The following is an 11,474-nucleotide window of genomic DNA, read 5'->3' as shown; positions in this document are numbered from 1 at the left end:
GCGTATGAAATTGAGGTAGCGTGCCCTTTTGAGGCTGCCACAGGCTGGTGTGCAATAGTGATGTCACGCTTTTCGCAGGGGAAAAACAGTGACGCAGACTCATGAAAATCCCACACCGGATCTGATATCCGCAAATGACAATCTGACACCAGAAGGTGTCGAGAAAGCTGCTCAAGCAGCGGTCTTTGCCGTGGCCAATCTTATAGGGAGGAGAATGGCCCGTGAATATTTCGCGTCATATCGGGCGGCAAACGATAACTGCTCTTCGTCTGATAATTTACAGAAAATCAAGGAAAGGCAAGAAGGAGACTGCTAGAATGACACGTGTAGTATACTATGCGCGCTATTCGACTGACAAACAGAATGCGTGCTCAATCGAAGATCAGTTCCGACTTTGCGAGGAACACGCGATGCGTGAGAAGTGGGCGGTGGTCGGTAGTTATCATGATGCCGCTATTTCTGGTTCCGGGATGACTTTAAGGCCTGGCATTCAGGCCCTCTTGCGCGATGCGCAGGCGGGAGCGTTCGATGTTGTACTGGCTGAGGCGCTGGATCGCATTTCGCGAGACCAGGCGGACGTCGCGACACTATTCAAGCGTCTTTCCTTTGAGGGTATCGCCATCATTACTTTGGCGGAGGGGGCAATCAACGAACTCCATGTTGGTCTCAAGGGAACGATGAATGCTCTGTACATCAAAACTATCGCCCGGAACACGCACCGTGGGCTTTTGGGCCGGGTGATGAAAGGCAAGTCTGGAGGAGGCCTGTGCTATGGCTATCGGGCGCTCAAGAAGGTTGATGCTAATTTCGAACCCGTCCGGGGTGATCGGGAAATTATAACTGAGGAATCTGAAGTCGTTTGTCGTATTTTTCGAGCTTTCGCGGCAGGACGAAGCCCCAGATCTATTGCGGTGGAATTAAATGGGGAGGGGGTTCCTGGTCCGAAAGGCCGTGCCTGGAGTGACACGACCATCCGGGGTCATGTGTCGCGGGGAACCGGGATCGTAAATAACGAATTATATGCGGGAGTCATTGTGTGGAATCGGCAACGTTTTATCAAGGACCCGATTACCGACAAGCGCGTTTCCAGGCCCAATCCAGAACATCTGTGGATCAGGACCGAAGTGCCGGAACTCAGGATAGTCCCTGACGATCTGTGGCAAGCCGTGCGGGCGCGCCAGAAGGAGATTGCTGCCAAAGTCGGTCCGTGCCTTGTGAATACGCGAGAAGGTCGAGCACGGCGGTTGCACCTGGCAAATCGGCCTATGTCGCTCCTGTCAGGGTTGCTCTCATGCGGGTGTTGCGGTGGAAAGATAGGAATCATCGTGAATGGCCGGTTTGGGTGTCTGAATCACTCGCGTCGGGGAACTTGCCAGAATAATCGGACGATCTTGCGGGAGAAGGCAGAATCTCGGGTTCTCGCTGGGCTAAGAGAGCGATTGGTGTCTTCTGAGGTGATCGTCGAGGCCGTTCAGGCTTTTGCAAAGGAAGTGAAGCGTCTTAACCAGACATGGCGTGTGCAGAGTGCTGCTGATCGTAAGGCGCTCGGGAAGGTCGAGCGAGGCATTGCCGGAATTATGGCGGCAATTGAGGACGGGATGTATCAGTCTTCGATGAAGGCACGACTGGTCAGCCTCGAGGGGCAGAAGGCGGACATAGTGGCTCGCCTGGGTGAAGCCCCGCCTGATGTTCCCGATGTGCATCCGGATATTGCCAGTCACTATCGGCGGAACGTGGAGCGGTTTACCGAGGCGCTGGACGATCAGGATGGCGGTAAGGAAGCAACCGAAGCTTTACGCTCCCTTATCGGAGAGATTGTTTTCACCCCAGGCGAGAAGCGGGGAGAAGTTCATATTACATTACGCGGCGAGCTGATGGGTATTCTCGACGTTGCAAATGACGTCAGCGGCAAAAAGGAAAGTCGGCTTATGACAGCAGGGGAAGCAGGCCCCCGCAACCATACAAAATGATCAATATCATACACTCAGCCGCCCCATGGGCGGCTTTCTGCGTTCCAGATATATACCGCTGGATGCTCGTTGAACTGCTCAGTTTTTGCTTCGCTCCAAGGCCGCAGCAAGCTCAAGGGCATTCTGGGTGGCAGCACCAAAGGTCGTATTGTCGTAAATCATCCAGACCGCCCTGCCCAGTGCCGTAAGGGATGCAACAGTTTTTGCCTGCGCTGCAATGGCCTCTTTGCCATAGGTGGATTCATAAATGCGTGGCGAGCCATGAAGGCGGAAATATGCAAGACCCAGCCATCCTCCGGGATGTGCTGCTGCAGATATTGGTTTGGCCGGATCTGCAGCCACTCGTGAGACCTGTTGTCTCCCCATCATATGGTCAACCTCAGGGACGAACCAACTTGCATGTCTGGGCTCCAGGACGATCGGACCGGGAAACAGGCTTTTCAATTCTTCAAGAAAGCGTTCTGCAATATCGCCGGGATAAGAAAAACTTGGAGGGAGCTGTACCAAGATGGGGCCTCGTTTGTCGCCAAGGCCGCTCGTCTCTTCGGCGAATTTTTCAATGAGGGGCTGGCAATCGACGAGGCGTCGGTCATGCGTAATGGCTCTGGGGAGTTTGAGGGAGAACTGAAAAGAAGGTGGCACGCTTGCTGCCCAGCGCTCATATGTCGTGCGGCGATGTGGCCGATAGAAGCTGCTGTTGATCTCAACACTGGAAAGCCGTGTGGCATAGCGCTGCAAGTGTGTTCCGACGGACGGGAACTGTTCAGCCAGTGCAGAGGGGATCGACCAGCCAGCGACGCCAATGCGGATGGACATGAGCAAATTCTTTCGTAACGGCCATGGATGAGTGCACATTGTGCAACGCTGGCTCAAAGAGTGAAGGGATGCCCTCTCGGAATGCTCAGAAAAAGTTTGCTCTCTGTATTGCGAAGCAGGAAACCTAGAGCAAGTCTCTTTGGACATTGATGTTACATTTATCTATCTCGACGAATGGTGGCATGGCGTTATCCGCTATGAAAACCCAGAGTCTCCTTGTCGGCTATCTGCCTTACGTTTATCGCTTTGGTCTATTTATATAATCTTGACCATCGGGGAGGCTAAGAACTCCTGACAGTAAAATGGAAAAATATACATACCATTATTGTTCTGAAATTCGTTAGTTTTTTCAGGGTGATTGGCTGATTATGGGATATCACTGGGAAATATTCAGAACTCTCTGTTGCTTGGGTTGAGAGACGGACATGCGTTAGACGAACGGGAAGAGTGCCTGTCGATGAAAACAGTTTTCGTCTTTCAGAGTGTCATGCTGCTCCTATTGACCGCAAGGTAGTCTCGATCAAGCTGGTAAAAGATCTAATTCAGAGGTTTTGTGGCGGAAAGCCTGCGGAAAATCATGAAGAGCAGGTTATCGTTGATTAGATACTCGGTTTGCTCATCAGACTGCTCGTTGATGATCCGCCTCATCTGAGTCTTGAATATCAGGGCCACATCAAAAGAAAGAGGGCTAACTTTACTTTCGTTCAAATACTCCAAGGCTTTTTCTAATTTCAGACGAAAGATATCAAATTCTACGCTTCAGCAAACGCTTCAAGTTGGTTGCCCGGACCGCTCAGACGGATAAGCCTATCATCAACGTCATAGAAATCAGGATTTTTAATCCATTCTCTCATTCCATTACAGTCGAGAAAAATAGAATCGTACCTCAAAAGTAAACAAGACGTTTTTAGAATTATCCATTTTTAAGGCTTGGGTTTAAAAGGTATCCTCTTTGTGAGGGGTGTGGATGGATCATGCGCAAAATTCTAGTAATTAAATATTATTTTCTTGTTTCAGGAAATCGTAAAGGCGTGGTTCGTTTGTGTGTGTCACATTGAAACGAAACCATTGTGAATCGGATCGTTCCGGGCGGAATAAGTGGCCGGGGGCGAGCATGATATCTTTTGTTGCAGCGCGCTCAGAAACAGATTGTGCATGAACGTTTTTTTTAAAACGTGCCCAGATAAATAATCCGCCCATAGACCGAAGATAGACTTTCATGCCCGCATCCTGCAAAGAGCGGTAGACGATTTTCTGTGTCTGGAACAGCCTCTCTCGTAAATCAGTCAGGTGGAGGCCATATTGACCACTTTGGATAATACCATGCACCAGCGTTTCATTCAGGCCTGCGGTGGTTAAGCCAGCAGCCATTTTGTAACGCAGAATGCGTTTTCCAATTTCTGGAGGGCAGGCCAGATAGCCAACCCGTAAGCCAGGTCCTATGGTTTTTGAAAAACTTCCAATATGAATAATGTTCTGTAGCTTGTCGTAACGTGCGTGACAGGGCTGGCTTTCTGGGGTGAGGTCAAGAAAGATATTGTCTTCTACCGTTGTAATGCCATGCTTGACGGCAAGGGCATGAATGGCCGCTACATTTTCTGCGGAAGCACAACCGCCGGTAGGATTGTGCAGGACGGACGTTGTTACAAAAAGCCGAGGCTGATGCTTTTTGATTGCCCTTTCGAACAGCGAAGGGCAAGGACCTGCCGCCGTACGGCCGACCCCGATAGCGGTTAGCCCAAGACTTTGAAGAAGAGGGTAAAGGTTGCAGTAACCGGGGTCATCCACCAGTACGGTGTCGCCCGGCTGTGCGAAAGCCCGCAATGTCAGTTCCAGAGCCTGACTGGCACCGTGTGTGAGAATGATGCCGTCTTCACTACATGGGATATCACGGCGGGCCAGCAAGCGCTTGATGGCACGCCTCAGGGAGAGGGAGCCATACGGACTGCCATAATCGACCATGGAGGCAAGGTTCTGGCTTTGTGCCAGATTTGTCAGCTCACGCTTGACTGCACTTGTAAATATATAAGGTGGTGCCAGCCAGCCGCACCCAGCTTTTATAATGGGAGCATTGTCTTCAAACACATGCTGAAGCAGCCAGAGCGAATTGACCGGCGGACGTGGGGAGGTAACGAGTGTTACGGGTTTTACATAGTACCCCCCTCTGTCACGTGCTTCCAGCAAGCCGGAAGAAACAAGCTTGCTGTAGGCATTTGCGACCGTAACAGGACTGACACCGCAAAGTGAAGCCATACGCCTGACAGAGGGGATCCGTTGTTCCGCCGGGAAATGACCATTCTGGATGTGCGTTTTAACGGCATCAACCAGTTGAGACACAAGCGGGATCGGTAAATGCGGGTCCAGTCTCACAAGAGGGAAAGCCGTATCGATCATAAATCATCAGTACAGTTTCTGGGAAAAAGCTGCAACTGTACATAGCCGAACGGGCAAAATCCTATTACGGTTTGTTACCGAAGGCGTCTGTGCCGTTGATAGTTGATACAGTAGGAACCGTTCCCTATGTCGAAAATGACAGCAAACTTTGATCCGGTTGTGACTGCGGAGAAAGGGACTTACTGGCAGCCCTTCACGGCCAACCGGGCATTGCGGGCCAACCCGGCCCCCCGTACGATGGTTTCCGCCAAAGGAGCTTATTATCAGACGCTCGAAGGCCATAAGGTGTTTGATACATTGTCTGGCCTGTGGTGCACCCCTCTGGGGCATGCGCATCCGCTGATTGGAGAGGCACTTCAGAAGCAGTTCGAGAAACTGGATTTTGCTCCCAGTTTCCAGCTAACTCATTCTGGAGCCCTCTCTCTGGCGCAACGTATCGCTGACATGGCTCCGGAAGGCATGAACCATGTGTTCTTCGCCAACTCCGGTTCAGAAGCGGTGGATACAGCGCTGAAGGTGGCTTTGGGCTATCATCGTATCAAGGGAGCCGGAAACCGTTTCCGCATGATTGGGCGTGAACGCGGCTATCACGGTGTTGGCTTTGGTGGGATGTCTGTTGGGGGGATCTTGTCCAACCGTAAGATGTTCGCTGCTGGCATGATGCCCGGTGTGGACCATCTGCGCCATACGTATGATCCCAAGCATATGGCGTTCACCCGTGGTCAGCCCACTTGGGGCGCGGATCGGGCAGAAGATCTCGAACGGCTTGTAACGCTTCATGACGCCTCTACCATTGCCGCCGTGATTGTTGAGCCCGTGCAGGGGTCAACTGGCGTGATTGTGCCGCCGGTGGGGTATCTGCAGCGCTTGCGGGAGATTTGCACGCAGCACGGTATTCTGCTGATCTTTGATGAAGTGATTACCGGCTTCGGGCGTATGGGGGCTCCATTTGCATCCCAACGGTTTGAGGTGAAGCCGGATATCATCACCTTTGCCAAAGCCATTACCAATGGCATTGTGCCCATGGGCGGTGTTATTGTTACGGACGAAATCTACAACACCTTCATGACCGGACCGCAGAACGCCATTGAGTTCTGCCATGGCTATACCTATTCCGGCCATCCGCTGGCGGCGGCAGTAGGCCATGTGGTGCTGGACATCATGGAAAGTGAAGGTCTGTTTGAACGGGTCAAGGCTCTGGAGCCCGTTCTGGAAGACGCTGCGCATAGCCTGAAAGGAACGCCTCAGATTGCAGATATCCGGAACATTGGTCTGACGGCAGCGGTCGAACTGAAACCCGCTGAAGCTGGAGCTGGTGTGCGCGGGGCGGCCGTGTTTGAGGAAGCCTTGAAACAGGGGCTGTTGCTGCGGGTGACGGGCGATATCATCTCCTTTGGGCCTCCCTTCATCTCGACTGAAGAGGAGTTGAAGACCATGATGAGCACACTCGGTAAAGTTATAGAAAGCGTAGGATAATCGTTCTCTTTTTCGTCTTGATATAAGGATGCTTTGTTATGCCTCTTCTCCATTTCCATATTGTCAAAGGTAGCCGTAACGCAGCGGAAATCCGTGCTCTGCTGGATTCTGCGCATGCTGCCATGCTTGAATCCTTTAAAGTGCCTGCGCGAGACCGGTACCAACTGGTTTCCGAGCATGACAAAACGCATATGATTATAGAAGATACGGGCCTGGATATTCCGCGCACAGACAAGGTTGTCCTGTTGCAGGTTGTTTCACGCCCGCGCTCCAAAGAACAGATTACGGAGTTTTACCGTCTTCTTGCAGAAAAGCTTGAAAAGGACTGCGGCCTTGCTCCCGCTGACCTGATGGTTTCCATCGTGCAGAATTCCGATGAACATTGGAGTTTTGGCTTGGGCCGTGCCCAGTTTCTGACGGGTGATCTCTGACCCTGACGATCAGCGACCCTGCAGAATTAAAAATGGCATGGTCGCTTTCTATACGCGTTATTATGTTTGCCGGACACAGCATAAGCACCATAGCAAGGGCGCGGCTATATGAGTTTTGATCTCCATATCAATGGTGCGGCGCAGACGGTTGATGTGCCATCTGATATGCCCTTGCTATGGGTTTTGCGTGATATTCTGGGTCTTACAGGCACCAAATACGGATGCGGTGTGGCCCAGTGTGGGGCCTGTACAGTGCATCTGGATGGTGCCCCGGTTCGGTCTTGCCTTTTGACGGTTGCAGCAGCAGCCGGCCATCACATTACGACAATCGAAGCTATCGAACAGACTGAAGCCGGTGCAAAAGTGCAGCAGGCATGGCTGGATGAAGAAGTCATTCAGTGCGGATATTGTCAGTCCGGCCAGATCATGGCGGTAACAGCCCTTTTGCAGAATAATCCGCATCCAACTGACGCCGATATAGATGATGCCATGGCGGGCAATATCTGCCGTTGTGGAACATATGTGCGTATCCGCAAGGCAATCCATAGGGCGGCGTCTCAGGATGCGTAAATGGAACCGCACGCAAGGCGAGGGGCTCTCACCCCCGACCCGGCGCGCCCTTTTAGGCGGCGTGCTGGCGGGCGGGGGTGGCTTTCTGCTGTCAGCATTCGTCCCGGGGTTGCCGCTTATCAGGGCTTCAAAAGCGCAGGATGCTGTAACAGGGATTGTTTTTAGTCCTAACGCTTTTATCCGCATCACCTCGCAGGGGGGTGTCACCCTGATCATGCGGCATGCCGAGATGGGGCAGGGCATCTACACCGGTATTTCCATGTTGCTGGCAGAAGAACTGGAAGTGGGACTGGATCAGGTCAGTGTAGAAGCCGCCCCCGCTGATCCCGCTTACGTGGATAGTGTTGCCGGCGAGGAAGAGACCGGTGGTTCTTCTTCCACCCGTGATAGCTGGGTACCATTGCGTGAAGCAGGGGCTGCGGCCCGCATGATGCTGATTGCGGCGGCGGCAGAACAATGGGGTGTGCCAGCTTCTGCCTGCACGGCACGGCACGGCACTGTTTTTCACCACGCAAGCGGGCGAAGTACGTCTTATGGAGCCCTTGCTGAGGCCGCAGCACGACAGCCGGTTCCTAAAAAAATCACGCTGAAGTCACCGACGGATTTTACGGTGATTGGAACAAGTCCGCGCCGGTTGGATACAAAGGCCAAAACAAACGGGAGCGCCCGGTTTGGCATAGATGTGCAGATACCGGGCATGAAAATTGGATGCATTAAAGCGTGCCCGGTTAAAGGAGGTCACTTAACCGGCTATAATCGGGCCGCCGCCCTGGCGGTTCCCGGCGTGGTGGATGTTCTGACACTTCCTGACGCCATTGCGGTGATCGCCAGCCATATGTGGGCCGCCCTCAAAGGTCAGGAAGCTGCTGCCCCGGCGTGGGATTATGGTCCCAATGCCCATATTGCGACGACCGATATTGTTGCACGTATGAAAGCGGCATCAGAACAGTCAGGCGTAACGGCGTTGAAAACCGGAAATGCCGAAGAGGCGCTGAAACGTGCCCATACGCGCATCGAGGCCGTTTATGAACTTCCGTTTCTTGCTCATGCCGCATTGGAGCCCATCAATACCACGTTGCACATAAGGCCAGACGGGGCAGATGTCTGGGTAGGAACCCAGGTTCCCGGACGGGCGAGGCAGGAAGTGGCGGATGCAACGGGTCTCCCGCCTGAAAGTATTGCTGTCCATAACCATTTGATAGGAGGCGGTTTCGGGCGCAGGCTTGATTCCAATTCGATCGGTCAGGCCGCACGCTTTGCCAAACAGGTGTCCTACCCTGTCAAACTGATATGGACCCGCGAGGAAGATATTACGCAGGACCAGTTCCGCCCTTATTATTATGATCGGATTTCTGCCGGGCTTGCCGCAGATGGCACGATAAGCGGCTGGCATCATCGTACAACAGGGTCTGCTGTCACCGCGCGATGGTACCCGGAAGGGATGCAGAACGGTCTGGATCCGGATGCGGTGGAAGGGGCTGCTCAGACCCCGTATGTCATGGCGGATCAGCTTGTGGAGTTTGTCAGGGATGAACCGGATGCTGTCACAACGCTCTGGTGGCGCGGTGTTGGCCCCACACATAATGTGTTTGTTGTTGAAAGCATGATTGATGAACTTGCCCACACTTCCGGGCAGGATCCTCTGGCGTTGCGGAAAAAGCTGGCGGCGCATCAGCCACGGGCCATAAAAGTGCTGGATGAAGTTGCCAAACAGTCTGGGTGGGGCAGGGCGCTCCCGGTTGGGCATGGATTGGGAATTGCTCTGCATTATTCATTTCAGACCTGGGCCGCAACGGTGCTTGAAGTGGCTGTCGAGAAAAGCGGACAAATCCGACTGATCCGTGTGGATAGCGCTGTTGATTGTGGGCCGATTGTCTTTCCGGATGGTGTTGTGGCGCAGATACAGGGAGGGCTGATTTTTGGCCTGACCATGGCGCTTTATAACGAAATAACTTTAAAAAATGGACAGGTAGAGCAGAGTAATTTCCATAATTATCGTATGATGCGTCTTAATGAAGCTCCTGACATCCGTGTGCACCTTGTGCCTGACCCTGATGCCGAAATTGGCGGGATTGGGGAGGTTGGAACGGTAGCCGCCGCGCCAGCACTGGCGAATGCTCTGTTTGCGGCAACAGGAAAACGCTTGCGGCGTATTCCCTTTGCAAAACAGTTCAGTAAGGTGGATGCATCGCTATGATGTTTCGCCTAAAAGACTGGATGACAGGGGTAGCTTCTGTCTTGGGTTGCGTGTTTTATTGTGCGGCTTTTGCGCAAGGAAATGCTTCCGATGCGCATAGCGCAGGCGCAGAGCGTATCAAGCAGGGAGAGTATCTGTTTCGGGCCGCTGATTGTGCTGCTTGCCATGCAGAACCGGGCGGTACAAAGCTGACGGGAGGGAGAGCATTCACTCTCCCGTTTGGAAGCATCTTTGCCGTAAATATCACGCCAGATAAGAAAACTGGCATTGGTGATTATACAGATGAAGAATGGCTGAAAATGCTTCGCTCAGGTGTCGGGCGCGGGGGAAAGCATCTGTATCCTGTCATGCCTTATACGGCCTATACGCTGATGAGCGATGAAGATGCTCTTGCAATCAAGGCCTATCTGTTCAGTTTGCACCCGGAGCATGCCGCTCCCCCCAGGAACCAGCTTAGCTTTCCCTTCAATCAGCGATGGAGCATGATCTTCTGGAACTGGTTGAATAATCCGGACAAACGTTTCAAGCCTGTGTCGGGAAAATCGGCTGAATGGAACCGGGGAGCCTACCTAACGGAAGCGTTAGGGCATTGCAGTCAGTGTCATACGCCACGCACTTTAACGTATGGTCTGAGCAGCAAAGCGTATGCGGGCACAGTGCAAATGGGGTGGCGGGCCTATAACCTGACATCCGACCCCAACCATGGTCTGGGCGGTTGGACAGATGAGCAACTGAAATCTTATCTGGCGACGGGTAAGGCGAGCGGTAAAGGCCCTGCCTCTGGCCCGATGGCAGAAGCAGTAGAGCACGGGCTCCGCTATATGACACCGGAAGATATTACCGCGATTGTTGTCTATTTGCGCAGTCTAGCCCCCATAGCAGAAGGGCCTGTTGTGCAAAGTAGTCTGAAGGTGCAGGACAAGACCCAGACCGAGACGGAAAGCCGCGGACAAATGCTTTTTGTGCAGGCATGTGCCGGCTGTCATCTGCCAGATGGGCGGGGTCGGCAGTCGGAGTGGGCGGCTTTGGCTGGGGCTCATAGCTTATCTGATCCTGAAGCTCTTAATCTGATTCAGGTTCTGCGTGAGGGCACATCCCTTGAAACGGCACAGGGCCGGGTGTTTATGCCGGGATTCACAAAAACCTATACAGCGGAAGAGCTTGCCGCCATAGCAACTTACGTTACGGCCCATTTTGGGGGCAGTAACGTTGCAGTAAAACCATCTGTCTTCAAAAACTAGGTGGTGTGGCTGCGCTGACAATGTGACACGGTTCCGTGCCAATATTACGGAAGCGATGCGGAAGGTTGCTATCAAAATAGTAAGCATCTCCCGGGCCCAGAATTTCACGCTGGTCCCCCACGGTAACCTCTATTTCTCCGCTGATGATAACACCGCCCTCTTCTCCTGTGTGGCGGAGCATGGTTTTTCCTGTATCCGTGCGGGGGGCGTAAACTTCATTCAGTATCTGCAGGGCGCGGCCGTTCAGGTTTGTGCCAATCTGGCGGTAGGAAATGCCCCTGCCGCCGATTTCTCTCAGCTCTGAGGCGCGATAGAAGAGCTTACGTTCCTCGTTATGTTCAAACGCGAAAAATTCCGACAAATTCATTGGAAGTGAGTT

Annotated in this window: 9 protein-coding genes; 6 read left to right on the top strand and 3 right to left on the bottom strand. The window is 52.9% G+C overall.

What is annotated here, in order from left to right; all coding sequences use genetic code 11:
- Positions 1–317 precede the first annotated feature (317 nt).
- Positions 318–1,970 (top strand): recombinase family protein, encoded by a 1,653-nt coding sequence (locus AD948_RS01215; RefSeq protein WP_061470337.1) that lies wholly within the window; start codon positions 318–320, stop codon positions 1,968–1,970.
- Positions 1,971–2,048: 78 nt separating this feature from the next.
- On the opposite strand, the gene AD948_RS01210 is transcribed toward AD948_RS01215, so the two are convergent.
- Together AD948_RS01210 and AD948_RS01200 are read right to left on the bottom strand one after the other, a co-directional pair.
- Entirely contained in the window at positions 2,049–2,786 is a 738-nt protein-coding gene (locus AD948_RS01210) for a DUF72 domain-containing protein (RefSeq protein WP_061470336.1), read from the bottom strand.
- Between the two features lie 993 nt (positions 2,787–3,779).
- Positions 3,780–5,180, bottom strand: coding sequence for an aminotransferase-like domain-containing protein (locus AD948_RS01200; RefSeq protein WP_061470334.1), 1,401 nt, complete (start codon positions 5,178–5,180; stop codon positions 3,780–3,782).
- Positions 5,181–5,306: 126 nt separating this feature from the next.
- Here AD948_RS01200 and AD948_RS01195 point away from each other — a divergent pair, with 126 nt between their 5' ends.
- The 5 genes from AD948_RS01195 (at position 5,307) to AD948_RS01175 (ending at position 11,095) form a co-directional block, all read left to right on the top strand.
- Entirely contained in the window at positions 5,307–6,656 is a 1,350-nt protein-coding gene (locus AD948_RS01195; protein WP_061470333.1) for an aspartate aminotransferase family protein, read from the top strand.
- Positions 6,657–6,694: 38 nt separating this feature from the next.
- Positions 6,695–7,087: a tautomerase family protein gene (locus AD948_RS01190; RefSeq protein ID WP_006558039.1), complete on the top strand. Its 393-nt coding sequence runs from the start codon at positions 6,695–6,697 to the stop codon at positions 7,085–7,087.
- 108 nt (positions 7,088–7,195) lie between these two features.
- On the top strand, positions 7,196–7,657 hold the full coding sequence (locus AD948_RS01185; RefSeq protein WP_061470332.1) for a (2Fe-2S)-binding protein: 462 nt from the start codon (positions 7,196–7,198) through the stop codon (positions 7,655–7,657).
- Positions 7,650–9,854 carry a xanthine dehydrogenase family protein molybdopterin-binding subunit gene (locus tag AD948_RS01180; RefSeq protein WP_248845869.1) on the top strand — a complete coding sequence of 735 codons (2,205 nt, stop codon included), beginning with the start codon at positions 7,650–7,652 and terminating at the stop codon, positions 9,852–9,854. The genes AD948_RS01185 and AD948_RS01180 overlap by 8 nt, the downstream gene beginning before the upstream one ends.
- A complete protein-coding gene (locus AD948_RS01175) occupies positions 9,851–11,095 on the top strand; it encodes a cytochrome c (RefSeq protein WP_061470331.1) in 1,245 nt (414 codons plus the stop codon). The genes AD948_RS01180 and AD948_RS01175 overlap by 4 nt, the downstream gene beginning before the upstream one ends.
- Here the strand turns inward: AD948_RS01175 and AD948_RS01170 are convergent.
- On the bottom strand, positions 11,085–11,474 hold a 390-nt coding region (locus AD948_RS01170; RefSeq protein WP_061470340.1), incomplete at its 5' end, for a cupin domain-containing protein. The genes AD948_RS01175 and AD948_RS01170 overlap by 11 nt on opposite strands.

The sequence above is a fragment of the Acetobacter senegalensis genome (genome assembly GCF_001580995.1).
GTDB classification, from domain to species: Bacteria; Pseudomonadota; Alphaproteobacteria; order Acetobacterales; family Acetobacteraceae; genus Acetobacter; species Acetobacter senegalensis.
This window is presented reverse-complemented; position numbering and strand designations above follow the sequence as displayed.